Source organism: Streptomyces venezuelae (assembly GCF_008642375.1).
GTDB classification, from domain to species: Bacteria; Actinomycetota; Actinomycetes; order Streptomycetales; family Streptomycetaceae; genus Streptomyces; species Streptomyces venezuelae_G.
In genome coordinates, this window is sequence record NZ_CP029194.1 from 8,145,576 (window position 1) to 8,170,703 (window position 25,128).

Genomic DNA, 25,128 nt, shown 5'->3' on the forward strand with positions numbered 1-25,128 from the left:
CCGGCCGGCCCCTCTCCGTACCGCTCAGTGCGTCGGCAGCACGCACACCGTGTCGAGACCGAGGACCCGGTTGAGCCGCCCGAACGCCAGCCACGAGCCCAGGCTCATCGTCAGCTCCACGATCTCCGCCTGGCTGTACCGGGCCGTCATCCGTGCCCAGAACTCCTCGTCGAGGCCGTGGTGGTCCAGCGCGTACCGCTCCGCGTACTCGGCCGCGAGCCGTGTCCGCTCGTCGAAGCTCTCCGAGACCTCCGTCTCCCGCCAGGCCGCGACCACCTCGTCGAAGCCGTCCTCGACCTTCTCGCCGTCCCGGTCGGTGCGCCAGTCCAGGCAGAACCCGCAGCCGTTGATCTGCGCGATCCGCAGCCGCGCCGCCTCGAACTCGCGCAGCCCCAGGGTCGTATGGGCGTACACCGACAGCGAGAAGTTCGCCGCCGCCGTCCCGATCTCCGGGACCATGTCGCCCCACACGTACCCGATCGGCTCCTGGCCCTCGGGAATGTCGATGATCATCGCGGTCCCCTTCCGAGCTTCCCGACCGCCGGCCTCAGCGGTACGTCCAACGCGTCGTACAGTCCCGGCTCCGCCGCCGCCAGCCAGTCGATCGCCCCGACGAGCCGGCCCACCGCCGTGGCATTGCCGCCCGCCGAGCGGTTCTCGCCCTCGTCGGTAGCCGCCACGGTCACCTCGATCCGCGGACTGCCCTCGACGATCACCCGGTGCGCCCCCGCCCCGTCCGGCGGCACCGGCCAGTCCGGCGCGCACGAAGGATGGATGCGGGTGACGTGCTCGATGACGATCCGGGGCTCCCCGCCGACGATCCCCTGCACCTCGAAGCGGATCGCGCCCTGCGTACCCGCCTCGAAGACGCCCATCGTCCGCGTCTTCACCGAGGTCTCCAGCGGCCGTCGTTCCATCGTCTCGCGGATCTCGTCGAGTTCGGCGCCGAGCGCGCGGGCCATCAGCCGCACCTGCCCGCCCCAGATCATGGTCGGCACCGACGGCCACAGCATCGGCGGCTCGTACTCCATCGGCCGGCCCATCCCCACCAGCTCCCGGACCGACTCCTCCTGCTCGTACGTCGAGTAGTCGAAGATCTCCTGGCAGCGGATCACGTCCACCGTGGCGGCGAGTCCGCTCACGAGCAGCGGCAGCACGTCGTTTCCCCAGCCCGGGTCCACGCCCGAGACGAAGAGCGAACCGCCGCCCTCGGCGACCGCCGCGAGCACCGGATCCCGGAACTCGGGCGGCGCGTTGCGCTGGTCGTAGAGCGGATACAGGGCCGGCGTGACCACCACCGCGCCCGACGCCACCGCCCGTGCCACGTCCGCGAGCGCCCCGTCGGGCCGCGTGTCGCCGGAGCCCGCGTACACCACCGCCCCCGGCCGCCCGCCCAGCACCGCGCCGACGTCGTCGTCGGCCACCACCCCGAGATCGCGGTCGAGCCCGGCGAGCCGGCCCGCGTCGCGGCCGACCTTCGCCGGGTCGGACACGAGGACGGCCGCGAGTTCGAGACCCGGGTGGGCGTCCACGGCTCGGATGGCCGCGCGCCCGACATTTCCGGTACCCCACACCACTGTCCGAATCATGCGCGGAGGGTAGCGTCGGGCCGCGAAGGTTCCCATACCCGTGACGAGATGACCTGACGAATCGTCAGGCCGCGGGTTCTCAGGGCAGGCACATCGTCACAAAGGGCACCGTGTCGCCCGGCAGGACGTACCGCTCCACCTCCATGAAGCCGCGCGCCAGCGCGAACCGCAGGCCCTCCTCGTTCGAGGCGAGCACCACCGTCTCGATCCCCTCGTCGCTCAGCGTCCGGGCGTGCGCGAGCCCCCGCTCGTACAGCGCGGTCCCGAATCCCCGCTCCCGGAAGCCGGGCAGCGTCCGGGCGATGACGGTCGCCGCCGCCGTCTCCTCGTCCGGCGGGCGCACCGTCGAGCAGCCGACCGCCACCTCCCCGAGATAGGCGACGTCCAGCCGGTTCCGCCCCGCCCGCTCCCGCACCTCGTCGAGGGAGAGGACGGCCGTGGGGATGATCGTGTTGTGGACGGTCCGCCAGTCCGCGAGCTGTCCCTCGCTCCGCGCCCGCTCGATACGAAGATCGTTCATCCGGGCAGGAAACCCCGCCGGGCGCGGCCGGTCAACCTCCTTCTCTTCGCGACCGGTTGTACTCCGAACGGGTGGGGGCGCGATTCCGGCCGCAGCACCGACCGCCGAACGGGTACGGATCGCTGCACTGCCCCCGGCCAGGAGGATGCCGTCCCATGCCCGTCCGCAAGGGCGCCCCCGCGCTGCGATACGCCGGCACGCTGTGCGCGGCCCTGCTGCTCGCCGGCTGCGCGCGCACCGCCCCGCCCGCCCCCGCACCGTCCACTCCCAAGCCCCCGGCAGCCACCCCAGCCCCCGCCGCCGGCGACGCCCGCCCCGAACGCGCCCCCCGGATCCCCGGCGTCGGCCCGCTCACCCAGGCCCGCATCCCCGACGGCACCACCCAGGCCTTCGTCGTCACCGGAGCCACGGCGGACAGCAACACCGCCACGGCCGTGCTCTACGAGCGGAACGCGGCCGGCCGGTGGACCGAGGCCGCGGGACCGTGGGCCGCCCACAACGCGCTCCGCGGCTGGACCGCCGACCACAACGCGGGGGACCTGCGCACGCCCATCGGCGTCTTCAGGATCGGCGACGCGGGCGGGCGGCTCCCCGACCCGGGTGCCCGACTGCCGTACGACCAGGACGAGGAGTTCGCCATCAGCGGCACCGGCTTCTCCGGCGAGTCACTCGAAGGCTCCTTCGACCACGTCATCGCCATCGACTACAACCGCGTGCCCGGTCGCACCCCCCTCGACAAGGAGCGGCCGCTCGGCCCCGAGAAGGGCGGCGGCGTCTGGATCCACGTCGACCACGGCGGCCCCACACAGGCCTGCGTCGCCCTGGAGCGCGGCACACTGCGCGAGCTCCTCGTCGCCCTCGACCCCGCCCGCGAACCCGTCGTCGTCATGGGCCCGGCCCCCGAGATCGCACGCTGAGGCCGGCCGCGCGCGACCCCGAAGGCTCCGGCGCGCGTGTCGCCGGAGCCCCCGGGGTCTGGGCATCTCGTCGTCGGGCGCCCGGGCGCGGTCAGCCCGCCCCCACCGCCCCGCCGCGGAACGAGGACGTGTGGAGCCGTACCTGCTCCGGTGTCAGATAGGCGTCCGTGTACTCGAAGTCCCGCAGCGTCCCCGCCTTCGCCGCCAGGAACCCGGTCCGTACGAAGTCGTCCCCGGCGACGGCGTTGAGCAGCCAGTTCGTCATGACCCGGGTCTTGGCCACGTTCGTCCGCAGCGCGGACCAGTGGTAGGCGCGGGCCACGGCCTGCGCCGGCATCCCGTGCAGCTCCACGCCGAGCGGCTTCGACACCCCGTCCATCCCGCCGAGGTCGACCACCAGGCCCAGGTCCTTGTGGAGGTACGGCTGGGTCTTCTCGCCGCGCAGTGTCGCCACCACGTTGTCGGCGAGCGCCTTGCCCTGCCGCATCGCGTGCTGCGCCGTCGGCGGACAGATCGCCCCCTCCTCGCCCTTGGCGAGATCGGGAACCGCCGCCGCGTCGCCGAGCCCCCACACCCCGGCCAGACCCGGTACGGCCATGTCGGAGGTGACGACGAGCCGGCCCCGGAGGGTCTCCGCGCCCAGCGTCCCGATCAGCGGGCTCGCCGCGACCCCGGCCGTCCAGATCAGCGTCCTGGTGGGCAGGACGCGCCCGTCCGTGAGGGTCACCGCCTCCTCGTCGACCGAGGCCACCGACACGCCGAGCGACACCTCGATGCCCCGGCGGGTCAGGATGTCCGTCGCGGCGGTGCCCAGCTTGTCGCCCAGCTCGGGCATGAGCTTCGGCGCGATGTCCACCAGATGCCACTTGATCAGCCGAGGGTCGATCCTCGGATAGCGCTTGACCGCGTTGTGGGTGAGCAGCTGGAGGCAGGCAGCCGTCTCCGTGCCCGCGTAGCCGCCGCCGACCACCACGAAACACAGCCGCGCGGCCCGCTCGGCCTCGTCGTTGCTCGCGTCCGCGAGGTCCAGCTGGGCGATGACGTGGTCCCGGATGTACACGGCCTCCGCGAGCGTCTTCATGCCGCGCGCGTGCTCCGCGAGACCGGGAATGTCGAAGCTCCGGGTCACGCTGCCGGGAGCGAGGACGAGGTGGTCGTACGGCTCCGTCATGAACTCGCCGGAGATCGTCCGCACCACGACCGCCTTCGCCGCCGTGTCCACCCCGACCGCCCCGCCGGGCACGATCCGCGTGCGGTGCCGCTCGCTGCGCCGCAGCGACAGTGCCACCGACTGGGGGGTGAGCACCCCCGAGGCGACCTGGGGGAGCAGGGGCAGGTACAGCTGGTACGAGAACGGCGAGAGGAGCGTGATCAGCGCCTCCCGGTCCGTCAGCCGCCGTTCGAGCCGCCGCACGCAGGCCACTCCGGCGAACCCGGCGCCCACCACGAGAATCCTCGGTCGAGTCACGCTGTCCGCCCTTTCGCCGACTGTCCGTGCTCCACCCTTTTTATCCCCATTGCGGTGGTATCGCTCTTCGGCCGGGTCCGCTTCGCGGCCCTCCCCGAGGGTCAGAGGACGACGATCCCCAGGGGCCGCGAGCCCGCCGGGAGCCGTCGGGTGTCACCCGAGCCGAGATCGATGACGGTCAGTCCGTCCCAGTAACCGTCCCGGGTGAATCCGCCGGTCACATAGGCCGTGCGCCCGTCCCCGGAGACGGCCACGCTCTCGTGGGGGCCCTCCAGCGGGTACACCCGCTCGGTTCCGTCGGGCTTCCGCACGGTGAGCGAGGGCCCCTTGTCCACGTCCGGGTCGATCGGGCCCGTGCCCACCGTCAGGAGCGTCCCGTCGGCGGTCACCGCGGTGCCGTGCTGGTGCGTGTCGGCCGTCATCGGCTCGATCGTCGTCCGGCCCGTCCGGGGATCGACGACCGCCAGCCGCTCGCCCTCGAAGGGCATCAGCAGCTTGCCGTCCGAGGGGCGCACGGACGCGTAGTGCGGCTTGAGCCACGAACCGAGCCCGCCCTCCGTCCCGTACGGGGCGACCTCCACGCGCCGGTGGCTCAGGGAGCCGGCGGCGACGACTGTGACGTCGAAGGAGTCGTGGTTCGTCACGTACACCTCCGCGCCGTCCCGCGACACGTCGACGTCGAAGGGGCGCCGCCCCACCGGCACCGTGTCCGTGAACCGCAAGGCCGTCGTGTCGAGGACCTCCAGCGTGCCGTTCCCATCGGGCACGTTGACCCCGACGTACACCCGCCGTCCGTCGGGCGCGAGCGCGATGCCCATGCCGCCGCCCCGGTACTCGCCCGTGGTCGCGGGACCGCTGTCCGTCCGGTACGGGACGAGTGCCAGGCGCTCCCGGCGCTCCGTGTCCACGACCGCCACCCCCTCGGCGGTCGCCACCCAGGCCCGGCCGTCGGGGCCGAGGGCGACACCGTACGGAGCGGTGCCGACCTTCACGGAGCCCGTGGCCCCGCGGTCGGGGTCGATGAAGGTGACGGTGTCCGAGCCGAAGTCGGTCACGAGCAGGGTGCCCGGCGCGGCCGAGGAGCCGGGCACGGGCACAGAGGCGGAGGGCGCCGGTGTGACGGCACCGGCCGCGCCCGCGGAGGACGTGCCGCCGGTGGCGGGAGAGGCGCTCTCCGCAGCCCCCGACCCCTGCGCGCAGCCCGCGAGCAGGGCGACGGCCACCGCGCCGGGCACGAGGACCCGGGCGGAGCGGGACGCACGGCGGAACTTCGTCATGGAGGACTCCTCGGTACGGGACACACGCGGACTGCACCACCCGGGAGCGGTCTCCGCGCCTGCCCCGATCCTCCGCCCGCGCGGGGCCCCGCACGGTCCGCCGCCCGGCCCCGGACCGGCGGCCGGACGGACGACCCCGGGGTCGACCGATCGGCTGACCCCGGCCCTACGCCTTGAGGCCGGCCAGGAAGCCGAGGACACGCCCGACGCACACGTCGGCCGCCTCCGGGACGAAGGACGCGGCACCGCGTTCCGCGAACAGGTGCGCACTCCCCGGGTACAGGAACAGCTCCCGGTCCTCGGCGTCAGCGACCAGCTCGCGCGCCGCCGCCAGGTCGCCGTCGTCGACGAAGAACGGGTCCTGCTCCATCGCGTGCACCTGCACCGGGAGGCCCGCCGGCCAGACATGGCCGAACGCGCTCTCCGTCACACAGGCGCTCAGCAGCAGGGCACCCAGCGCCCCGGGCCGGGACTGCGCCAGCTTCTGCGCGGGCAGCACGCCGAGCGAGAACCCGGCGTACACCAGCTCCGCCGGCAGCGCCTCGGCCGCCCGCTCGCCGCGCTCCGTGAGGACGCCGAACCCGACCTCCTGCGCGTACGCGGCCCCGGCCTCCAGGTCGTCGAACGTCCGCCCTTCGTAAAGGTCGGGCACGTGCACCGTGTGCCCCGCCCGCCGCAGCTCGTCGGCGAACGCGACGACCCCCTCCGTCAGCCCGAGCGCGTGATGGAAGAGCAGAACCTCGGCCATGTGGTCATCCCCTGTTCTCCGTACGGGGCCCGTCCGACCGGCACGGGCCTTACGGGAGACATGGTGACCCACGGCACCGACAATGCCCTGGCCTCGGACCACCGAGGCCGGGCGCAAGTCTCTAGCGCATCGGCCGGTGCGGAACGACGGCGGCGCCGGCCTGCATCATGGCGGCGCCCTGGCCCATCGGACCCCCCTGGCCCATCGGGCCGCCCTGCCCCATCTGACCGCCGTGCCCCATCTGACCCGCGTGCCCGGCGACGGCCAGCTGCGCCCCGACACCGGCGTGCGCGACGCCGCCCTGCGGTCCAGGAACCCCCTGCGGCGGCACCTGGATCACCCGGCTGAGGTCACGCAGCACCTCCTCGGCGACCTGACGGACGTCGGCCGGAACATCCCCCCGCTCCCGTATGAGCTCGGCGTAGATCGGTGCCGTGCCGTCCGCGTGGTTCATGGGGCTCGCTTCCTTCGACTGCGCCGGTTCCGTCACCGGCGGGGGCGACGGCGAGTCTACGGGGCACCACCGACACGCCCGGGCTCGGGGAGTCCGCCGTCCTGCCCGATCCCGGCCCCCACAGGGGAATATTCGCTGTCCTCCGGGCCGCCTCGCCAGGAGAATGGATCACCGGACCAACGGGAGGGACCCCATGAGCCAGGCGACCCTGACTCTGCACGACCTGATGGCGCCCGAGGAGCTCGACGAAGCCCTCGCGGCCGGGCACATCGCCCGCAGGAGCCACCCCGAGCTGCCGCTGTCGATCTACACGTACACGCGCGCGTGCCAGTACGAACAGCGCTGGAACCGCGCCACCACCCGCTGCCGGGGTCTCGTCGCCGACGACGCCACCGGACGGATCGTCGCGCTGCCCCTCCCCAAGTTCTTCAACGTCTCCGAACACGCCTCGGGCCGCCCCTACGCGCCGCCGCTGCCCGACGAGCCCTTCGAGGTGTACGACAAGGTCGACGGCAGCCTCGCCGTCGTCTTCCACTACGACGGCCGCTGGCGCGCCGCCTCCAAGGGCTCCTTCACGAGCACCCAGGCCACCTGGGCGCAGCGCCGGCTCGACGGCACCGACACCTCGGGCCTGACCCCCGGCGTGACGTACCTCGCGGAGATCCTCTACCCGCAGAACCGCATCGTCGTGAACTACGGCGACCGCCGCGACCTCGTCCTGCTCGCCGCCTTCGGCCCGGACGGCACCGAGACGCCCCTCGCCGAGGCCGCGGGCCCCTGGGGCCCCATCGGCTCCGTCGTCCGCGTCTGGCCCGCCATGACCGTCGCCGAGCTCGTCGCCCTGACCGAGTCCAACACCCTGCCGGGCGGCACCCCCGCCACCGGCACCGACGCCGAGGGCTTCGTGCTCCGCTTCGCCTCCGGCGTCCGCGCCAAGGCCAAGATCGCCGAGTACGTACGCCTCCACAAGGTGCTCACCGGCGTCACCGAGCGGGACATCTGGCGCGGCCACGGCATCCAGCGCTTCGCCGCCCTGCCCGCCGGACAGCTGGCCAAGGGCATCGGCTGCTCCGTCGCCGAGGTCGAGGCCTCCGGCGGCAAGCCGCTCGACGCCCTCCTGGAGCAGGTCCCCGACGAGTTCGACGCCTGGGTCCGCGAGGTGATCGCCCGCCTCGAAGCGGCCGCCGCGAGCCGCGAGCGTGCCCTCGACGAGGCGTACGCCGAGCTCGCCCACCTCGCGGGCGACCGAGCCGCCTTCGCCCGCGCCGCGGCGGGCGTCCCCGACCGGGCCCTGCGCGCCCTGCTCTTCCTGCGCCTCGACGGACGCCCCACCGACCTCCTCGTCTGGCGCCAGCTGCGCCCCGAGGCCACCGACCCCTTCACTCACGACGAGGAGAACTGACCGTGCCTGTGGTCCATGTCATGACCGGCCTCCCGGCCTCCGGGAAGACGACGGCCGCCCGAGCCCTCCAGGCCGAGGCCGAGGGCCGCGTGCGCCGCGTCAATCTGGACGACCTCCGGACCATGCTCGACGTGCCGGCCCCCGAGCGGGGCCGCTCGCACGCCCACGAGCGGACGGTCCTCGACATCCAGGACGCCGCCGTCCGGTCCGCCGTCGACGACGGCTTCGACGTCGTCGTCGACAACACCCACCTGACCCCGCACATCCCGAAGCGTCTCAAGGCCGCCGTCACCGGCCGGCAGGTCACCTTCGTCGTGCACGACTTCACCGACGTCCCCGTCGACGAGTGCGTCCGACGGGACGCCGCCCGCGAGCGGCCCGTCGGCGAGGAGATCATCCGGATCCTCGCCGACAAGCACGCCAAGGCCGCCCGCGGCGGCTGGCGCCTCACCGCCGAGTGGCTCGGCGACAAGCCCGCGGGCACGCCGTACGTCGCCGACCCGGCCCTTCCGTCGGCCGTGATGTGCGACATCGACGGCACCCTCGCGCTGCGCGGCGACCGCGGCCCGTACGACTTCACGCGCTGCGACCTCGACCTGCTCAACATCTCCGTGCGCGACGCCCTGCGCGCCTTCCGGGCCGCCGAGAGCGACCGGATCGTCCTGCTGTCGGGGCGCAGCGAGGACCACCGCGAGATCACCGAGGCCTGGCTCGCCCGCCACGGGGTGCCCTACGACGAGCTGTGGATGCGCGCCTCCGGCGACGGCCGCGGCGACGACATCGTGAAGGCGGAGCTCTTCGACGCCCATGTGCGCCACCGCTACGCCGTCCGCGTCTCCCTGGACGACCGCGACCGCGTCGTCGCCCTCTGGCGCCGCATGGGCCTGCCCACCTGGCAGGTCAACTACGGCAACTTCTGACCGGCCCACCGACCGGCCGAGCACCGGGGGCGGACCCGCCCGCCCCCGGCGCCGTGTCAGGATCGTGGGATGGTGGAAAAGATCATCGCGGCGTGCGACGGCGCGTCCAAGGGAAACCCCGGCCCCGCGGCCTGGGCCTGGGTCATCGGCGGTTCCGACGGTTCGGTCGACCGCTGGGAGGCGGGCCCCCTCGGCAGGGCGACGAACAACGTCGCCGAACTCACGGCCCTGGAACGACTGCTCGAAACCCTCGACCCGGCAGTGCCCGCCGAGGTCCGCATGGACTCGCAGTACGCCATGAAGGCCGTCACGACCTGGCTCCCGGGCTGGCGGCGCAAGGGCTGGAAGACGGCGGCGGGCACCCCCGTCGCCAACAAGGACCTCGTCGTCCGGATCGACGCGCTGCTCACCGGGCGGGACGTCGACTTCGTGTACGTCCCCGCGCACCAGGTCGACGGAGACCCCCTGAACGACGCCGCCGACCGCGCGGCCAGCCACAGCGCCCGTACGCAGGAGCCCCTCGCCTCCGACGCCGGCGCCCCGCTGCCCCCGCCCGAACCGGCGACGCGCTCCTCAGCGCCCCGCTCGCGCTCCTCCGCGCCCTCCGGATCGTCCAGCTCGTCCGGCTCCTCCGCGGCCCGCAAGGGTCGCCCGAACGGCGGCACGCTCAAGGCCCGATTCTCCGGCCGCTGCCGCTGCGGGAAGGCGTACGACAAGGGCGAGACGATCGCCAAGAACTCCGAGGGCTGGGGCCATCCCACCTGCGTCTGAGCGCCTTCGGCGTCCGACTGGCGGGCGGCTCCGTCCGCCCCGTGAGACCGGCGAACCCGGGTGTCCGCGAGGCTTCACCCAGCCGTGGATCCGGGTTCGTTCCGGGTTCTGTTCTCCGAGCGATTGTGGCTGCATACTGTCCTCCTCGCACCGGTGACGAACCGTTTTACCTGCTCGTTTGTCGCTCGCTTGACGTGATCGGCACCCGGCGAGAACCTCCCTCCATGCTGCCGCCGCGGCCCACCCGCGGCGGGAGCTTCCCCTGCCCGTGAAAGACCCGAGGTTCCGTGCCAGTACCTGTTCTCCTGACCGGGCGCACCGTGCGCCTGGAGCCGCTGGCGATGCGGCACGCCGACGCCCTCGCCCGGGCCGGCGGGGCGGACCGATCGGCCTACGCCTTCACCCCCGTGCCCGACGGCCTGGAATCGGCCCTCGACTACATCGCCCGCGCCCTCGCGGATCAGGCGGCAGGCCGGTGCCTGCCCTTCGCCCTGGTCAGTACGGCCGACGAACGAGTCATCGGCTCGACCCGCTTCCTCGAACTCGACTACTGGCGGGGACCCTTGATCTGGCCCCCCGTTCCCGGCCTGCCCCACGGCGATCCGCTGACCGCCGTCCCGGACGCGGCCGAGATCGGGAACACCTGGATCGCCGGCGACGCCCGGGGCACCGGCATCAACACCGAGGCCAAGTACCTGATGTTCCGGCACGCCTTCGAGGCCTGGGGCGTCCGCCGCATCACCCTGCGCGCCGACGCCCGCAACACCCGCTCCCGGATCGCGATCGAACGTCTCGGCGCCACCTGCGAAGGTGTCCGCCGGGCCCACTCCCGCGGCCTCGACGGCGCGGTCCGCGACACGGCCTTCTACTCGATCCTCGACGAGGAATGGCCCACGGTCCGCGACATCGTCGAACTCCGCATGGCGACCCCCCGCCAGGTGCGCGTCCCCCAGGACCTGCTCCCGGCCTGATCCGCCCCGAACCCCGGAAAAGCCGCTCCGACGGGCGCTCGCGCCCCCACCGGAGCGGTGGTTCCATGGAAGGGACGGGAAGGACTCGCCACAGAGGACGCGGGGTAGCGGTCGATCGCTGGCCGTGCACCGTGCAATCAGGATCCGCGAGAAGCGGATGAGTCCTTCCCGCCCTCACATCACTCTCGGCCTGCCCCCACGGGCAGCGGCCCACCCGTGACGCCCGACCGGCTCCAGCCGGACCGGCAGGTGCGGCATGCGGATCGAGCCGCGTCCCGGCGGCCCGGTACGGTGATCGGGAAAGCGTGCCGCCAAGGGAAAGGGCCGAGTGATCGTGCCGACCGGAACGCCCGACGTACTCCTCCGGACGGAGGGCCGGGCCGGGTTCATCACCCTGAACCGCCCCCGCGCGATCAACGCGCTCACCCACCCCATGGTCCTCGCCGTCGACCGGGCCCTCACCGCGTGGGAGCACGACCCGGCCGTCACCACCGTCGTCATCGAGGGCGCGGGGGAGCGGGGCCTCTGCGCGGGCGGCGACATCCGCGCCATCCACGACGACGCCCGCGCCGGTGGCACGGCGTCGGCGGCCTTCTGGCGTGACGAGTACCGGCTCAACGCGCGCATCTCCCGCTACCCGAAGCCCTACGTCGCCTTCATGGACGGCATCGTCATGGGCGGCGGCGTCGGCGTCTCCGCGCACGGCTCCGTCCGCGTCGTCACCGAACGCTCGCGCGTCGCCATGCCGGAGACCGGCATCGGCCTCGTCCCGGACGTCGGAGGTACGTACCTCCTCGGCCGCGCTCCCGGCGAGCTCGGCACCCATCTCGCCCTCACCGGCGCCCACATCGGCGCCGCCGACGCCCTCCTCGCCGGCCTCGCCGACCATGTCGTCCCCTCCGCCGCGCTGCCCGCCCTGGCCCGGGACCTGACCCTCCTGCCCGCCGACGAGGCCGTCGCCCGGCACGCGGTGACGCCTCCGCCCGGCGTCCTGGCCGAGCAGCGGACCTGGATCGACGCCTGCTACCGGGCGGGGACGGTCGAGGCGATCGTCGAGCAGCTCTTCGAGACCGGCGTCCCGGCCGCCAAGGAGGCCGCCACCACCCTCCTCGCGAAGTCCCCGACCGCGCTCAAGGCCACCCTGGCCACCCTCCGCCGCTCCCGTGCGCTCGCGACCCTCGAAGAGGTCCTTGACCTGGAGTTCCGGGTCTCCTGCACGGCGCTGGCCACCCCCGACCTCGTCGAGGGCATCCGCGCCCAAGTCGTGGACAAGGACCGCGATCCCCACTGGAACCCGGCGACGCTCCCCGAGGTCACGGACGCGGACGTCACCCGCTTCTTCGCGCCCGCGCCCGGCGGCGACCTCGGCCTGGCGGCCGCCCTCCCGCGCGCCTAACACCCGCTTCTCCGGCCGTGAGGCCCCGACGGCCCTCAGCGGGGCCAGTCGGGGGCCGGGTCCTCGTCGAGCAGGGGCCGCAGCGCGCCGACGAGCGCGCCGACGCAGACGTCGCGCAGTTCGGTGCGGGTGCACGTCTCGTGCGTCAGCCAGTCGACGCACAGCACCTGGACGAAGACCAGCCAGCTCTTCACCACGGCCGACACGGCATCCCTGGACCGCTCGTCGGCGAGCGGCAGCACACCGAGCAGGCGCCCGCGCAGGGCGTCGAGTTCGTCGGACATGATCGTCTGGACGAGCAGGTCACCGGCCAGGACGCGGTTCGCCGCGAGGACGGTGTTGCGGTTCTCCGCGAAGTACTCGATGTGGGCGTCCAGCCCCTCGACGAGCTGCTCGACCAGTGTGTCGGCGGGATCGAACCGCGCCTTGGCGAGCAGCTCCTCGGAGACCTCGCGGTAGAGCGCCGCGAAGAGATCGCGCTTGCTGGGGAAGTGCTGGTAGAGCAGCGCGCGGGAGACCCCGGCCTGCTCGGCCACGTCCTCCATCAGGACCAGGTCGTACGGCTGCGCCGCGAAGAGCCGCGCGGCGACGCCCAGGAGCTGGGCGCGGCGGTCGGCGGGGCTGAGGCGTCTGCGGGGAGGCACGCCGCCACTTTACTTGACATGTGTCTAGTAACCGGCCGTACTCTACGGGAACGCACCTACTGGACGCGTGTCTACCAACTGGGGGTCGTCGACATGACCAGAGCCAAGACCCTTCGCGTGCTCGTCCTGATCATGGGGTACGCCTGCCTCGCGATCGGGATCGCCCACGTCCTGCTCGGCAACGCCTCGATCCCGGGCGCCGAGTCGGCCGGCCCGACGATCGACAGTCTGGGCCGCTTCTTCGGCGCGATCTTCGCCGGGTACGGCCTCGCCTGGCTCTGGGCGGCCAGGCAGCGGCCCATCCCCGCCACCGCCGTCCGCCTGCTCACCGCGGTGTTCCTGCTCGGAGCCGTGGGCCGCCTCCTCTCGCTCGCCGTCGAGGGATGGCCCCACGCGTTCCAGGTGGCACTCGCCGTCCTCGAACTCGCCCTCTCCCCGCTGCTGTTCTGGCTCGCCGACGCGGAGGAGAAGGCGAACCCCGCGCCGCGGGCCCCGAGCGCGACCGCCTGACGGGGCGGCGCGTGCGCGTCAGCCCCGGCGCCGGACCGACCGACGCCACCCGGGCCGCGACGGCGTGACGCGAGGAGCCCCGTGGCCGGGCGCTGCCGGCTCGCCGAGAGCTGCGGGCTCGCCGAGAGCCCCCGCCGCAGTCCGCCAGGCCTCGGTCACCGCGCCGTGGGCCAGGGCGGTCGCCGCGGCCACGTCCTCGGGCAGCCGGATCGGCGCACCGATGTGCACGTGCAGGCCGGGTCGGCGGACGGGCGCCGTGAGGACCCCGGCGATCTGCTTCGTGCGCCCGCCGGAGGTGATCCGGCGGGCGCCGGCCTGTCCGATCGGGACGACCGGCGCCCCGGTCGCCCGCGCCAGCCGCGCGAGCCCCGTGCGGAACAGCTCCGGCGGGTTCTCCCCGGCGTCCCCGCGGGGCGGGATGCGGCCCTCCGCGTACAGCATCACGTGCCGCCCGGAGGCGAGCGCGACCGCCGCGTGGTCCAGGGCGGCGGCGGCCCGCGCCGAGTTCCGGTGGACCGGCACGTGACCCTCGCGGGCCAGGGCCCGGCCGAGCAGCGGGATCCGCCAGAGGCCCGCGGCGGCCAGCAGGACGGGCTCGACGGCCAGCCGCCCGCGCAGCGCGGCGAGCACGAGCGCCGGGTCGGCGAGCGAGGTGTGGTTGACGACGAGGATGCTGCCGGGTTCGAGACGGGTCCCGGGGTCGGTCGTGACGGTGAGACGACCGAAGAACGGGACGAGGTTCGCGGCGAGACGGCTGAGCACGGGCGGGCCCCCTGGATCCGAGGACGAAGCGGTGAACAGGACCATCGTCGCGAGTCCCCGCGGCGCCGACATGAGCACGCGTACTCATCCGCCGTGCGCGCGGCACCCCAGGGACAGCACGGTGGTCGGGGCCGCGCTCGCGCAGAGAGGGCCGGAGGCCCTACGTCTCCGGCTCCCACGCCCAGAGCAGCTCGAACAGGCCCGGGTCACCGTCGAGTTGCAGCGAGTCGATCGGGATGCGGTCGTAGAAGGCGAGGACCAGATCGCCGGCCGTGCCCCTGGCCGAGGCGTCGGCCGCGTCCCGGCCCTCGCCGGCGACGGGTGTCGTGCGAGGCGTGGGGAGCCGGCTGATCCGTGCGCCGTCGGCGGAGAGTGAGACGCACCAGGAGAGGACCTCGGCGGCGTGGAAGTCGACGGCGGCGGGCTTGTGCGGCCAGGCGGCCGTCGTGGCGCAGCAGGTGCTCAGGAACTCCTCGACACCGTCGAGCGCCGCCTCGACCGGCAGCGGCTGCGGAGCGCCCACGGTGATCTGGGCGTCGTACGTGTGCACCGCGATCTCCTGGAGCCGGTGGCGGGCGGCGGCGCCGCTGGTCTGCGGCGACTGCGACCCGCCCCACCACGTCCAGCAGCCGCGATCAGGCCCGGCCTCTCGCAGGGCGCCCAGCAGCTGCTCCGTCGACTCGGCCGACCAGGCCAGCAGGGCCTCGCGTTCCAGGGGCACCGCCGGGGCGTCCTCCGAAGCGGTCCCGGCCGGGGGAGCGTCGGCAGGCCCCGGGGCGATGATGCCGGCCCACTTGCGGCGCCCCTCGCCCAGGTGCCGCACCAGATCGAAGAGCGTCCACTCGGGGCAGGTCGGCACCTGCACGTCGAGGCTGGGCGCGGAGGCGACCGCGGCGCGGAAGGCGGTCGACCGTTCGTCGATCAGGCGCAGCAGGACGGCGAACTCAAGCGGTGTAGTCACGCTGACTCCCTATCGCCGCGACCCGACCGTCGGACAGCGATCTTCACGTCCGCCGCGGCGGGCGATCCGCTCCGGCAAGATCAAAAAGTGGCCTCTTGCGGGCTCACCTCGCCGCTGCCTCGTCTACGCTGAGGCCCCGGCACACACGTGACGGTGAGACAGCGGAGTACGGGAGAGGGGGCGGAACCAGTGGTACGTGCCGCGCGACAGCTCACGGCGCTCCTGACCGTGGTCCTCTGCGCCCTGTGGTCCCTGCTCCTGCTCCAGACGCCGAGCGCCCAGGCGGCACCCGCCCCCGCACGCGTCTCCGTATCCGTATCCGCGTGCTCCGAGGCGGCGCATGACGCGGCGCCGGCCGAAGCGGCGCACGACACGGCGTCGACCGGCTCCGTGTCCCACACCCCGCACGTCGGCGCCAAGCGCCCCATCGCGCCGCCGGATCCGCAACTCGCGTCCGACACCGTCGCCGAACTCCCGGCGGCCGTCGAGCACTCCGTACGGTTCCCGGTGCCGCCCGCCGGGCCGGCCGCCGCGGTGCCCGACCTCTCCGTACCCGCACGCGGCCTCCTCGCGGGCGATCCCCGTCGTGAGCGCGCGCCGCCCGGCGACCGCCACGAACCGCGGGACTCCCGCGGCCCCCCTGCTCCCCGGCACAGCTGACGTTCTCCCGCGCCCGCCGTCCGGGCCATCGGCATGTCCCGGACCGGTCCTTCGTCGGCGCGTATCCGACCGTTCGTCCGGCACGGACGGCAGGGCCCCACCAGGTGGCGGCCTGCCGACCGTGCGCCGCCCGTGGAGTCACCCATGTCCTCCTTGTCCTCGCGTGCCGTCCTCTGGCGCGCGCTCCTCGCGCTCGCCGTCGTCGCGCTCTCCGTCTGGATCACCCTGACCACCCCGCCCCGTCTCGGACTCGACCTCCGCGGCGGGACCCGCATCGTCCTGGAGACCCGGGACACGCCCTCCGTCCGCGCCGACGCTGCGGCCACCGACCGCGCCCTGGAGGTCCTGCGCAAGCGCGTCGACGGCCTCGGCGTCGCCGAACCCTCGCTCGTCCGCTCCGGCGAGCGTCGCATCGTCGTCGAACTCCCCGGCCTGCGCGACCCGCGCCAGGCGGCCGAGGTCATCGGCCGAACGGCGCAGCTCACCCTCCACGCCGTCACCGGCGCCGCCCAAGGGCCGGCCGGACCGTCCGCCGCCGACGGCAAGCGCGTCCTCGCCGACCCGGACGCGCCGGGCCGCTTCCTCGCCCTCGCCGCACCCGCCCTCACCGGCGAGGGCGTCGAGGAGGCCGAGGCCGTCCTCGACACCGCGACCGGCCGCGGCTGGACCGTCGACCTCTCCTTCCGCGACCGGGCCGCCGGCGCCTGGGCGCGGCTCACCGGCGACGCCGCCTGCGCGGCGCCCGGCGACCCGGCCCGCAGGGTCGCGATCGTCCTCGACGACCGGATCGTCTCCGCCCCCGCCATGCAGTCCGGCGTGCCGTGCGGGTCGGGCATCGGCGGCGGCTCCGCGCAGATCACCGGAGGCTTCTCCGGCGAGGAGGCCCGCGACCTCGCCGCGCTCGTCCAGGGCGGCGCGCTGCCCGTGCCCGTGACGACCGTCGAGCAGAGCACCGTGGGACCGACGCTCGGCGCCGACGCCATCCGCGCCAGCGCCCTCGCCGCCGTGATCGGCCTCGCCTGCACCGGCGTCTTCGTCATCGTCGTCTACCGCCTCCTCGGCCTCCTCGCGACCCTCGCCCTCCTGCTGTACGGGCTGATCTCGTACGCCGCCGTCGTCGCCCTCGGAGCCACCCTCACCCTGCCCGGGCTCGCGGGATTCGTCCTGGCCGTCGGCATCGCCGTCGACGCCAACGTCCTGGTCTTCGAACGGGCCAGGGAGGAGTACGCGGCCCTGGGCCGCCCCGCCGCCGCGCGCGATCCGCGCCGCCCGGTGGCGACGGCCTTCGGCAAGGTGTGGAGCGCCGTCGCGGACTCCAACGTCACCACCCTGCTCGCGGCCGGCCTGCTCTTCGTCTTCGCTTCGGGTCCGGTCAAGGGCTTCGGCGTGACCCTCGCGATCGGCGTCGTCGCCTCCATGCTCACGGCCATGGTCATCACCAGGCTCTTCGCGGAGTGGACCCTGCGGCTGCCCGCAGTGCGCCGGCGGCCCGCGATCACCGGCATCGCCGGTATCGGCCGGCTGCGGAAGCGGCTCAACCGGCGAGTGCCCCGGCTGATGGCCCGGCGCCGCAGCTGGCTGACCGGCTGCGCCGCGCTCCTGATGGTGGCTCTGGCCGGGATCGGCGTCCGGGGCCTGGAGCTCGGTGTCGAGTTCACCGGCGGCCGGGTCGTCCAGTACACGGCCGAACGCCCCGTGGACGCCGACACGGCACGCGAGGCCGTCGTCGGCGCGGGCTTCTCCGACGCCGTCGTCCAGACGACCGGCGACGGATCCGTCTCGGTACGCACCCGGGAGACCGGGGACGACGAGCAGCAGGAGATCCGCGAGGCGCTCGGCCGTGTCGCCGGACCGGTCGCCGTGGAGCGCGACGACCTGATCGGCCCGAGCCTCGGCGGCGAGCTGCGCACCCACGCCCTCATCGCCCTCGGTCTCGCGGTGGCGGCCCAGCTCCTCTACCTGACCGCCCGGTTCCGCTGGACGTACGCGGCGGCCACGGTCGCGGCCATGGCCCAGGACGTCCTGCTGGTCGTCGGCCTGTTCGCCTGGCTGGGCAGGCCCGTGGACAGCGTGTTCCTCGCCGCGCTGCTGACCGTCGTCGGCTACTCGGTCAACGACTCCGTGGTCGTCCTCGACCGGCTGCGCGAACTGCGGCGCCGGGGCGGCGGCGTCCCGCTCCCCGACCTCGCCGACAGGGCCGTCGCCCAGACCCTCCCGCGCACGGTCAACACCGGCATGGGCGCGCTCTTCGTCCTGGTGGCCCTGGCCGTCCTGGGCGGTGACTCGCTCACGGACTTCTCCGTGGCCGTGCTCGCCGGAGTGGTGTTCGGCATGGCGTCCACCGTCTTCACCGCGATGCCGCTGGCCGTCTCTCTGGAGTCCCGCCACCCGGCCCCCGCGCCGCGAGGCGAGACCGCTCCGCGGCAGCGGACCGGAACGGGCCGGGACCGCGACCGCACGGGCGCGGTGGTCTGACGCCGCGAACCCCGGGGAACTCGGGGAGCTCGGGGAGCTCGGGGAGCCGAGCCGCCGACCCCCCGGAACTCAGCCGCGCCGCGGGCCTCGGCCGAGCTCGGACTCGATCAGGTCGGCGGCGCGGTGCGTGCCGCCCTCGTGTGCCATGTCCTCCTGGATCCTGGCCGCCCGGCGGGCCACCTCGGGGTCGCCGACGAGGGCGAGTACGGCCTCGCGCAGTCGTTCGGGGGTGACGTCCTCCATCGGCAGGTGCCGGGCGACTCCCAGGGCCTGGAGCACCTCGGCGTTCCCGAACTGGTCGACGGCCTGCGGGACGGCGACCATCGGCGTGGCGGTGGCCAGACCTTCCTGGCTGCCGCCCGCGCCCGCGTGCGTGACGAACGCGTCGGCCTGCCGCAGGATCGCCAACTGGGGCACCCAGGAGTGCACTTCGACGTTCCCCGGCAGCTCGCCGAGCTCGCCGGCGTCGACGAACCTCCCGATCTGCAGGACGACATGCCAGTCCGGAAGCGTGCGGAACGCCTCCGCACAGGTCCGGTAGAACTCGGGGCGCTTCGTGAAGGAGGAACCCAGCGACACCAGGACGACCTTCTCCGCGCCGGCCGGCGGCCGCCACTCGCCCTGGTCGGCGCGGGCGCCCTGGCAGGCGCCGACGAAGGTGTAGACGGACTCGTCGACCCGGTCGGCGTGCGGCTGGAGCGCCCGGGGGATGAGCACGAGCGCGCGCCTCGGCCGCGCGATCAGCCGGTCCGGGTGGGTGTCGACCCCGTGCTCGGCCAGCCACGCCTCGAACCGCGCGTAGTACGCCTTGCCGCGCGGCGACGCCTTGAGCTCGGCGAACATCGGCTCGGCGACCTCCTCCTCGTACCCCTCCCACGGCACGAGGTTCGGCCACAGGGAGAGCGACGGCACGCCCCAGGTGTGGGCGAGGACGGGGGCGGGGTAGGCGGTGATGTCGTGGAGCACCAGGTCCGGCACGTCCTCCTCGAAGGCCTTGGCGAGCTGCGGCAAGGCCTGCACGGCGTCGTTCAGGAACGGCTCGACGTGGTCGATGAGCTCCGTGCCCCAGGCGTCCGGGTCGTCGTCGGTCGGCAGCGTCGAGGCGTAGACGACGGGCGTGGCCCCCGTCTCCGCGACCTTCTCGGCGAACGGGGCGGGGACGGCGTAACTGACGCGGTGGCCGCGCGTGACGAGCTCACGGATGACTTCCAGGCTCGGGTTCACGTGTCCGTGGGCGGCGATCGAGAACATGGCCAGGTGGGCGGGGGGAGCGGGGGTCATGCCGGCCACCCTAGATACGGCGATACGTGCCGTTGACCGCCGTGAAGTCCGGTCTGCGCGGCCGGAGAGGCCCCGGCGCCCGCCCCCGTACGAGAAGGGCGGGCGCCGGGACTGCCGTTCGGTGGAGCCACTCGGGAACGGCGGGCTGACGGGCCGGGCGTGGCGCGTCGGGCCGGGCGTGATGCGTCGGCTCGGGCGTCGGCCAGGCATAGGCCTCGGTTGCCGGAGAGGGCTCCGTCGCCTCCCTGCCGGGCCTCGGCTACCGGGGCAGGCGGTCGAGCAGCGCCGCGAAGTCCGTTCCTGCCGGGAGCGTGCCGAAGGCGAGACCGCGGTCGCCGGCGAGGCGGGACGCGCAGAACGCGTCCGCGACGGCGGCCGGCGCGTGCCGGACCAGCAGCGAAGCCTGGAGCACAAGGGCGGCCCGCTCGATGAGCCGCCGGGCACGCAGCTGCGCGTCCTCGGTGAGGACGAGCTCCGCGCGCAGCTCGCGCCACGCGGCGTCGAGCCGCCGGTCCGCCCCGAGGGCCGCCTCGATCTCCGCGCCGAAGGCTTCGAGGGACTCCGGCTCACGGGCCAGCGCACGCAGCATGTCGAGCGCGTTGACGTTGCCGGAGCCTTCCCAGATGCCGTTGAGCGGGGCGTCGCGGTAGAGGCGGGGCAGGCCGGACGCCTCGTCGTAGCCGTTGCCGCCGAGGCACTCCAGGGCCTCGGCGACCGCGGCCGGCTGCCGCTTGCAGACCCAGTACTTGCCGACCGCCGTGGCCAGCCGCAGGAAGGCCCGCTCCCCGGCGTCACCGCGCTGGGCGCGGTCCGCCGCCCCGGCGAGCCGCAGCGCGAGAGCGGTCGCCGCCTCCGACTCCAGGCCGAGGTCGGCCAGGACGTTGCGCATCAGCGGCTGCTCGACCAGGCGGGCACCGAAGACGGACCGATGGCGTGCGTGATGGGCGGCCTGGGCGAGCGCGGCGCGCGTACCGGAGGCGGAGCCGAGTACACAGTCCAGCCGGGTCATGGTCACCATGTCGATGATGGTGCGCACGCCCTTGCCCTCGTCGCCGACGAGCCAGGCGACGGTGTCGTCGAACTCGGGCTCGCTGCTGGCGTTGGAGCGGTTGCCCAGCTTGTCCTTGAGCCGCTGGATGCGGAAGGTGTTGCGGCTGCCGTCGGGCAGCACCCGCGGCACGAGGAAGCAGGACAGTCCGCCGGGCGCCTGGGCGAGGACGAGGAAGAGGTCGTTCATCGGCGCGCTCGTGAACCACTTGTGCCCGCGCAGCCGCCAGGTGCCGTCCGGCTGCTCCTCGGCGGTGGTGGTGTTGGCGCGGACGTCGGTCCCGCCCTGCTTCTCCGTCATGCCCATCCCGGCCAGCAGGCCGCGCTTCCCGCCGGGCGCGCGCAGCCCCGGGTCGTACACCCGGCTCGTGAGCAACGGCTCGTAGAGCGCGGCGAGTTCGGGAGAGCGGCGCAGCGCCGGGACGACCGCGTACGTCATGGAGACGGGACAGCCGTGCCCGGCCTCGGTGCTGCTCCACACCATGAATCCGGCGGCGCGCGCCACATGGGCGCCGGGCCGCGGATCGGCCCAGGCGCTGCCGGCGAGGCCCTCGCTCACCGCCACGTCCATGAGGGAGTGGTACGAGGGGTGGAAGTCGACCTCGTCCACGCGGTGGCCGTAGCGGTCGTGGGTGCGCAGCACGGGCTCGTACCGATTGGCCTCCTCGGCCCAGCGCTGCGTCTCCTCGCTGCCCGCGAGCCGGCCGATCCGGTGCAGGTCGTCGAGGTACCACTCCGCACCCTCCCGGCGCACACCCTCGATCAGCACCGGGTCGTCGGCGACGTCGTGGCCCGCGAGCGGCGGCGGCTGGTTGGTCACCTCGTGCGTCACGGCGCTCGGGGCGGTGCGGGGGACGGTGGCGGTCATCGGATTCCTCCAGGTGGCGAGTGGTGGAAGGAAGTGCGCGTGCGTCGTTGCCGAGGAGCCGTCGTGGGTGGCGGAGCTCCGCGGCATCATGGCGCCGGCGCGGCGCCCGCGCAGCGCAGGGCCATGGCGACGAGTTCGACGAGGAGCTCCTCGGTCCTGCCCTCGTCGGGGGTACCGAGCGGATCGACGAGGACCTCGCCGATCGCCCCGGTGAGAGCGGCGGCGGTGATCCGCCCGTCCTGCGGCGGCAACAGCCCCGCCGCCATGCCCTGTTCGACCGTCTCGGCGAACAGGGCCCGGTAGCGGAGGCGGTAGGCGAGCCGCTCGGCGCCGACGGCCGGTTCGGCGGGCGCGGCGAGGAGCGCGTACGCCAGGCCGCGGTTCTCCAGGGCGCGCCGGGCGAAGGTCTCGACGCCCCGTGCGAGGCGCTCGACGGGATCGCCCTCGGCGCGCAGCACCTCGCCGAGGACCTCGACCTCGTGCCCGGAGGCACGCCGGAACACCTCGACGGCGAGCGCCGCCTTGGACGGGAAGTGCTGGTAGACCGAGCCGGCCGCGATCCCGGCCGCGTCGGCGACCGCCGTCACGGACGCCTGCGCCCAGCCGACCTCGGCGACGACCTCGGTCGCCCGGGTGACCAGGTGGTCACGGGCGGTTTCGAGCCGGCGAATCTCTGCGGGGGTCTTGCGGTAGGCCATGGAAGAAGTGAAGCATCATTCAGAGCTTCCCGCCATGGCCGGGGCACACAGACCGCCGAGGTCGAGTGAGACGGGCCCCGTCGGAGCCTCGCTCTCACCGGCCGAGCAGGTCGACAAGGCCGGAGCGATCGGGCGCGGCGGCATGCCCGGCGTCGACCTCGGGGTCGTACGGACGGACGAGGACGGCTACGGCACGATCGTGGACCGGATGAAGGAGGTCATCGTCACCGGCGGCGAGAACGTCGCCTCGCAGGAGGTGGAGGGGAGTCCTCCGCGGCCACCCGGACGTGCTCGACGTCGCCGTGATCGGCCGGCCCCATGCGTCGTGGGGCGAGACCGTGACCGCCGTCGTCATGCCGCGCGAGGGCGCGACCCCCCGGCCTGGAAGGCGTACGTGAGTGGCTCGCGTCGCGGATCGCCCGCTACGAGATCCCGCGCGAACTGATCCTGCGGGCGGACCTGCCGCGCACGGCCTCGGGGAAGATCACCAGGCATGTGCTCCGGGCGGAACTGGGCGTGAACCCGTCGCGGTCGGCTGAGGGTCCACGTCTGCGCGCCCTAGGTGTATTGATCACGAGCGTTGTTAACGCTGGCTGGGTCTTGATCATGGCGAAGACCTCCGGTGTGGTGGAGGTGTCTAGGCTTCACCGCACACGGAGGTCTTCGTGTCCCACCGTAATGCCCGTCTGACCGTTCACGGCAGGCGGATCCTGGTCGAACGTGTCCGTTCCGGCCGTCCGGTCGCGCATGTGGCCGCGGAGATGGGCATATCGAGGCCCACGGCCCACAAATGGGTCCGCCGTTGGAAGGCCGAAGGCGATGCGGGCCTGGCAGACTTCCTCCACACCTACAACCACCACCGCTGCCACACCGCACTCGACGGACCCACGCCCATCAGCCGCGTCAACAACGCTGCGGGTCAATACACCTAGGGCCTGTCTTCCGGATCATGCCGGTCTCGCAGGGCCCGGCACGCACGCTCGCCGCGTCGTCGTCGGTCGCCAACGTCCCCCGTAGCCCTTCGGGCACGGGAGGTGCCCCCACCGCGCTGACTCCCTCCTCCGCCTTGCGATCGCGGCCCCGCTCCCTGATCCGGCCTGATCCGCCGGACAGGCCCCAGCTGCCGGAGGGCTTCGACGCGTACGCCTGGCCGCAGGACGACAGGGCGCCCGGGTGGGCGCCCGTGCAGACGCGCGCGTCGGAGAGGTACCGGAGAGGTCAGAGACCGGTGACCTTGGAGCTCGCCGACAACTCGTAGACCAGGGTGACCTTTCGGCGCCCGCCGGGCGGCAGGGCGACGTCCCAGCGGACGATGCCCTCGGCGTCGACCTCGTCCGGCGCCGGCGAGCACGCGTCCGCGCGCAGGCGCACCTCCACCGCCGCGACCTCGGAGACCGGGATCCGTTCCCGCAGCGCGACCACCCGGTCTCCTTGCTCCCCGGGGCCGGAGAACCGTGACAGATACAGCTGGACCGTACGCGTGACCACGGTCCGCTGGGTGATCCCGGTCGTGTCGCGCGTCTCCTCGGCCCGCCGGACGACCCGGTAGTCGTCGCGGCTGCCGAAGGCCAGCTCGACGGGGGCGCCGGGAGCGGTGAACTCGAGCGTGCCCCGACCGCCGAACCCGCCGTCGCGGACCAGGTCCACGGGACCGGCGAGCAGCGCGTGGCCGGAGAGGTTGTCGAACCGCACCACCTGGGTCACCAGGGGAGACAGTTCGGGGGAGCAGGCGTACTCCCGGTGGGCGCCCGCCGTGAACGCGGACAGCGGCACGCGGTGGGCACGCCCGTCACCCGGCACCGAGACCGGCGCGGGGGACCTCAGCACCCGTGCCTCGCCGCCGTCGTCCACCCCCGGCAGGCCGAGCACCGGAACCGGGCCGAGACTCCCGATCTCCTCCTCGCGCAGCTCGACGTCGACGGTACGACGCTCCGCCGCCGAGCGGTCCTTGAGCGTCAGCCGGTCCTCGCCGAGCCTGGGCGGCTCGGTGGCCAGCGCAGAGCGGGCCGTCGACAGGGTCAGTCGTACGTCCGACCAGTCCTCGCCCGTGCGCTGCCAGACCGTCGCCTCGGTCTCCAGCGTCAGCGACTCCCCGTCGAGCGCGGCCCGGTAGGCGGGGCGCCACAGCGCGCACGAGGTGAGATGGCTCAGCCGCAGGGTGCCCGGCCCGGCCGCCGAGGCGTCCACGGTCAGCTCGACGTGACCGACCAGCTCGGCGGGCTCCTCCTCGGCGAGCTCCATGGCCCGTCGGCAGGCGCCGAGTTCGGCGATGACGGCGGACAGCCGGGCCTCGACGGTACGGAGTCGCTCACCGTGCTCGTCGCGCTCCTCGTCCACCCGGTCGAGCTCACGGGCCCAGCGGGGGCGCTCGCTCTCCCCGTGGCCCGTACCCTCGCCGATCTCCCGCAGGACGTCCGAGGCGAGGCGGCCGAGCAGGTCGAGACGGGCGCGGAGCCGGTCGCGCCGCTGCTCAAGGGTGACCCGCTCGCCTTCGAGGGCGTGGACGCGGAGGCGCAGGTCCGAGTCGTCGTCGGCCGACGGCAGCGGGCCGCGCGGCGTCCAGTCGCGGACGATCCGCACGTCGAGGACGGTCGCGGGGCGCTCGGCGGTCACCTCGGCGTGGAGGGTGCGGTCGACGGCCAGCGCGCTGACGGGTCCGAGGCGCAGCCGCTGGACCCCGGCCACCAGGTCGAGCACGGTGGAGCGCTCGACATGGGCGCGGTCCTCGAGGCAGGTGACGGCGGTGACGGGGAGGGGGATCGGCTTGGGGTCCGTGGACATGGCGGGTG

The 25,128-nt window shown here is 73.9% G+C and carries 23 protein-coding genes and 2 pseudogenes; 11 read left to right on the top strand and 14 right to left on the bottom strand.

Annotation, left to right across the window (positions count from 1 at the left end):
• Positions 1 to 24 precede the first annotated feature (24 nt).
• The 3 genes from DEJ46_RS37045 to DEJ46_RS37055 all read right to left on the bottom strand — a co-directional run bounded on the left by DEJ46_RS37045 (position 25) and on the right by DEJ46_RS37055 (position 2,109).
• Positions 25 to 513 carry a carboxymuconolactone decarboxylase family protein gene (locus tag DEJ46_RS37045; RefSeq protein ID WP_150273421.1) on the bottom strand — a complete coding sequence of 163 codons (489 nt, stop codon included), beginning with the start codon at positions 511 to 513 and terminating at the stop codon, positions 25 to 27.
• Positions 510 to 1,589 carry a dihydrodipicolinate reductase gene (locus tag DEJ46_RS37050; RefSeq protein WP_150273423.1) on the bottom strand — a complete coding sequence of 360 codons (1,080 nt, stop codon included), beginning with the start codon at positions 1,587 to 1,589 and terminating at the stop codon, positions 510 to 512. The genes DEJ46_RS37045 and DEJ46_RS37050 overlap by 4 nt, the downstream gene beginning before the upstream one ends.
• A gap of 79 nt (positions 1,590 to 1,668) precedes the next feature.
• Positions 1,669 to 2,109: a GNAT family N-acetyltransferase gene (locus DEJ46_RS37055; RefSeq protein WP_150273425.1), complete on the bottom strand. Its 441-nt coding sequence runs from the start codon at positions 2,107 to 2,109 to the stop codon at positions 1,669 to 1,671.
• 155 nt (positions 2,110 to 2,264) lie between these two features.
• On the opposite strand from DEJ46_RS37055, the gene DEJ46_RS37060 reads away from it, so the two are divergent.
• Positions 2,265 to 3,026, top strand: coding sequence for a hypothetical protein (locus DEJ46_RS37060; protein WP_150273427.1), 762 nt, complete (start codon positions 2,265 to 2,267; stop codon positions 3,024 to 3,026).
• 91 nt (positions 3,027 to 3,117) lie between these two features.
• On the opposite strand, the gene DEJ46_RS37065 is transcribed toward DEJ46_RS37060, so the two are convergent.
• The 4 genes from DEJ46_RS37065 to DEJ46_RS37080 form a co-directional block, all read right to left on the bottom strand.
• Complete coding sequence (locus DEJ46_RS37065; protein ID WP_150273428.1) at positions 3,118 to 4,494, bottom strand: NAD(P)/FAD-dependent oxidoreductase; 1,377 nt, start codon at positions 4,492 to 4,494, stop codon at positions 3,118 to 3,120.
• Positions 4,495 to 4,595: 101 nt separating this feature from the next.
• Positions 4,596 to 5,771: a YncE family protein gene (locus DEJ46_RS37070; RefSeq protein ID WP_150273430.1), complete on the bottom strand. Its 1,176-nt coding sequence runs from the start codon at positions 5,769 to 5,771 to the stop codon at positions 4,596 to 4,598.
• A 166-nt stretch (positions 5,772 to 5,937) separates the two neighbouring features.
• Positions 5,938 to 6,519 carry a dienelactone hydrolase family protein gene (locus DEJ46_RS37075; protein ID WP_150273432.1) on the bottom strand — a complete coding sequence of 194 codons (582 nt, stop codon included), beginning with the start codon at positions 6,517 to 6,519 and terminating at the stop codon, positions 5,938 to 5,940.
• 121 nt (positions 6,520 to 6,640) lie between these two features.
• On the bottom strand, positions 6,641 to 6,973 hold the full coding sequence (locus DEJ46_RS37080; RefSeq protein ID WP_150273434.1) for a hypothetical protein: 333 nt from the start codon (positions 6,971 to 6,973) through the stop codon (positions 6,641 to 6,643).
• Between the two features lie 193 nt (positions 6,974 to 7,166).
• Here DEJ46_RS37080 and DEJ46_RS37085 point away from each other — a divergent pair, with 193 nt between their 5' ends.
• The 5 genes from DEJ46_RS37085 (at position 7,167) to DEJ46_RS37105 (ending at position 12,433) form a co-directional block, all read left to right on the top strand.
• Entirely contained in the window at positions 7,167 to 8,375 is a 1,209-nt protein-coding gene (locus DEJ46_RS37085) for an RNA ligase (RefSeq protein ID WP_150273436.1), read from the top strand.
• Positions 8,376 to 8,377: 2 nt separating this feature from the next.
• On the top strand, positions 8,378 to 9,295 hold the full coding sequence (locus DEJ46_RS37090; protein WP_223835370.1) for an AAA family ATPase: 918 nt from the start codon (positions 8,378 to 8,380) through the stop codon (positions 9,293 to 9,295).
• A 69-nt stretch (positions 9,296 to 9,364) separates the two neighbouring features.
• A complete protein-coding gene (locus DEJ46_RS37095) occupies positions 9,365 to 10,066 on the top strand; it encodes a ribonuclease H (protein ID WP_150273438.1) in 702 nt (233 codons plus the stop codon).
• A 287-nt stretch (positions 10,067 to 10,353) separates the two neighbouring features.
• On the top strand, positions 10,354 to 11,037 hold the full coding sequence (locus DEJ46_RS37100; protein WP_150273440.1) for a GNAT family N-acetyltransferase: 684 nt from the start codon (positions 10,354 to 10,356) through the stop codon (positions 11,035 to 11,037).
• 334 nt (positions 11,038 to 11,371) lie between these two features.
• Positions 11,372 to 12,433: an enoyl-CoA hydratase/isomerase family protein gene (locus DEJ46_RS37105; RefSeq protein ID WP_411757847.1), complete on the top strand. Its 1,062-nt coding sequence runs from the start codon at positions 11,372 to 11,374 to the stop codon at positions 12,431 to 12,433.
• A gap of 35 nt (positions 12,434 to 12,468) precedes the next feature.
• Here the strand turns inward: DEJ46_RS37105 and DEJ46_RS37110 are convergent, their stop codons facing one another.
• Positions 12,469 to 13,077, bottom strand: coding sequence for a TetR/AcrR family transcriptional regulator (locus DEJ46_RS37110; RefSeq protein WP_150273443.1), 609 nt, complete (start codon positions 13,075 to 13,077; stop codon positions 12,469 to 12,471).
• Between the two features lie 93 nt (positions 13,078 to 13,170).
• On the opposite strand from DEJ46_RS37110, the gene DEJ46_RS37115 reads away from it, so the two are divergent.
• The gene (locus DEJ46_RS37115; protein WP_150273445.1) at positions 13,171 to 13,587 is read left to right on the top strand and encodes a DUF4345 domain-containing protein; all 417 of its coding nucleotides are present in this window, start codon (positions 13,171 to 13,173) and stop codon (positions 13,585 to 13,587) included.
• Between the two features lie 18 nt (positions 13,588 to 13,605).
• On the opposite strand, the gene DEJ46_RS37120 is transcribed toward DEJ46_RS37115, so the two are convergent.
• Both DEJ46_RS37120 and DEJ46_RS37125 read right to left on the bottom strand, forming a co-directional pair.
• Positions 13,606 to 14,349 (bottom strand): lysophospholipid acyltransferase family protein, encoded by a 744-nt coding sequence (locus DEJ46_RS37120; protein ID WP_150273447.1) that lies wholly within the window; start codon positions 14,347 to 14,349, stop codon positions 13,606 to 13,608.
• Positions 14,350 to 14,509: 160 nt separating this feature from the next.
• The gene (locus tag DEJ46_RS37125) at positions 14,510 to 15,310 is read right to left on the bottom strand and encodes a maleylpyruvate isomerase family mycothiol-dependent enzyme (protein WP_150273449.1); all 801 of its coding nucleotides are present in this window, start codon (positions 15,308 to 15,310) and stop codon (positions 14,510 to 14,512) included.
• A gap of 189 nt (positions 15,311 to 15,499) precedes the next feature.
• Between DEJ46_RS37125 and DEJ46_RS37130 the strand changes: the two genes are divergently transcribed.
• Positions 15,500 to 15,970, top strand: coding sequence for a hypothetical protein (locus tag DEJ46_RS37130; RefSeq protein WP_150273451.1), 471 nt, complete (start codon positions 15,500 to 15,502; stop codon positions 15,968 to 15,970).
• A 144-nt stretch (positions 15,971 to 16,114) separates the two neighbouring features.
• Entirely contained in the window at positions 16,115 to 18,445 is a 2,331-nt protein-coding gene (gene secD / locus DEJ46_RS37135) for a protein translocase subunit SecD (RefSeq protein ID WP_150273453.1), read from the top strand.
• Positions 18,446 to 18,514: 69 nt separating this feature from the next.
• On the opposite strand, the gene mgt is transcribed toward secD, so the two are convergent.
• The 3 genes from mgt to DEJ46_RS37150 form a co-directional block, all read right to left on the bottom strand.
• Positions 18,515 to 19,726, bottom strand: a complete 1,212-nt coding sequence (gene mgt / locus DEJ46_RS37140) for a macrolide-inactivating glycosyltransferase (protein ID WP_150273455.1) — start codon at positions 19,724 to 19,726, stop codon at positions 18,515 to 18,517.
• Positions 19,727 to 19,985: 259 nt separating this feature from the next.
• Positions 19,986 to 21,641 (bottom strand): acyl-CoA dehydrogenase family protein, encoded by a 1,656-nt coding sequence (locus DEJ46_RS37145; RefSeq protein WP_150273456.1) that lies wholly within the window; start codon positions 21,639 to 21,641, stop codon positions 19,986 to 19,988.
• Between the two features lie 86 nt (positions 21,642 to 21,727).
• A complete protein-coding gene (locus DEJ46_RS37150; RefSeq protein WP_150273458.1) occupies positions 21,728 to 22,339 on the bottom strand; it encodes a TetR/AcrR family transcriptional regulator in 612 nt (203 codons plus the stop codon).
• Positions 22,340 to 22,385: 46 nt separating this feature from the next.
• Between DEJ46_RS37150 and DEJ46_RS37155 the strand changes: the two are divergent.
• Both DEJ46_RS37155 and DEJ46_RS37160 read left to right on the top strand, forming a co-directional pair.
• Positions 22,386 to 22,879, top strand: a pseudogene (locus DEJ46_RS37155) (AMP-binding enzyme); the annotation flags it as partial.
• A 125-nt stretch (positions 22,880 to 23,004) separates the two neighbouring features.
• Positions 23,005 to 23,230, top strand: a pseudogene (locus tag DEJ46_RS37160) (helix-turn-helix domain-containing protein); the annotation flags it as partial.
• Between the two features lie 327 nt (positions 23,231 to 23,557).
• Here the strand turns inward: DEJ46_RS37160 and DEJ46_RS37165 are convergent.
• Positions 23,558 to 25,120 (bottom strand): DUF4139 domain-containing protein, encoded by a 1,563-nt coding sequence (locus DEJ46_RS37165; RefSeq protein ID WP_150273459.1) that lies wholly within the window; start codon positions 25,118 to 25,120, stop codon positions 23,558 to 23,560.
• Positions 25,121 to 25,128 lie beyond the last annotated feature (8 nt).

Excerpts from the sequence above, each read along its gene's own strand:
- DEJ46_RS37075 (WP_150273432.1), bottom strand. The coding sequence starts at position 6,519 with ATGGCCGAGGTTCTGCTCTTCCATCACGCGCTCGGGCTGACGGAGGGG.
- DEJ46_RS37045 (WP_150273421.1), bottom strand. The coding sequence starts at position 513 with ATGATCATCGACATTCCCGAGGGCCAGGAGCCGATCGGGTACGTGTGG.
- DEJ46_RS37055 (WP_150273425.1), bottom strand. The coding sequence starts at position 2,109 with ATGAACGATCTTCGTATCGAGCGGGCGCGGAGCGAGGGACAGCTCGCG.
- DEJ46_RS37060 (WP_150273427.1), top strand. The coding sequence starts at position 2,265 with ATGCCCGTCCGCAAGGGCGCCCCCGCGCTGCGATACGCCGGCACGCTG.
- mgt (WP_150273455.1), bottom strand. The coding sequence starts at position 19,726 with ATGACCCCCGCTCCCCCCGCCCACCTGGCCATGTTCTCGATCGCCGCC.
- DEJ46_RS37145 (WP_150273456.1), bottom strand. The coding sequence starts at position 21,641 with ATGACCGCCACCGTCCCCCGCACCGCCCCGAGCGCCGTGACGCACGAG.
- DEJ46_RS37080 (WP_150273434.1), bottom strand. The coding sequence starts at position 6,973 with ATGAACCACGCGGACGGCACGGCACCGATCTACGCCGAGCTCATACGG.
- DEJ46_RS37115 (WP_150273445.1), top strand. The coding sequence starts at position 13,171 with ATGACCAGAGCCAAGACCCTTCGCGTGCTCGTCCTGATCATGGGGTAC.
- DEJ46_RS37070 (WP_150273430.1), bottom strand. The coding sequence starts at position 5,771 with ATGACGAAGTTCCGCCGTGCGTCCCGCTCCGCCCGGGTCCTCGTGCCC.
- DEJ46_RS37085 (WP_150273436.1), top strand. The coding sequence starts at position 7,167 with ATGAGCCAGGCGACCCTGACTCTGCACGACCTGATGGCGCCCGAGGAG.
- DEJ46_RS37150 (WP_150273458.1), bottom strand. The coding sequence starts at position 22,339 with ATGGCCTACCGCAAGACCCCCGCAGAGATTCGCCGGCTCGAAACCGCC.
- DEJ46_RS37095 (WP_150273438.1), top strand. The coding sequence starts at position 9,365 with ATGGTGGAAAAGATCATCGCGGCGTGCGACGGCGCGTCCAAGGGAAAC.
- DEJ46_RS37050 (WP_150273423.1), bottom strand. The coding sequence starts at position 1,589 with ATGATTCGGACAGTGGTGTGGGGTACCGGAAATGTCGGGCGCGCGGCC.
- secD (WP_150273453.1), top strand. The coding sequence starts at position 16,115 with ATGTCCTCCTTGTCCTCGCGTGCCGTCCTCTGGCGCGCGCTCCTCGCG.
- DEJ46_RS37165 (WP_150273459.1), bottom strand. The coding sequence starts at position 25,120 with ATGTCCACGGACCCCAAGCCGATCCCCCTCCCCGTCACCGCCGTCACC.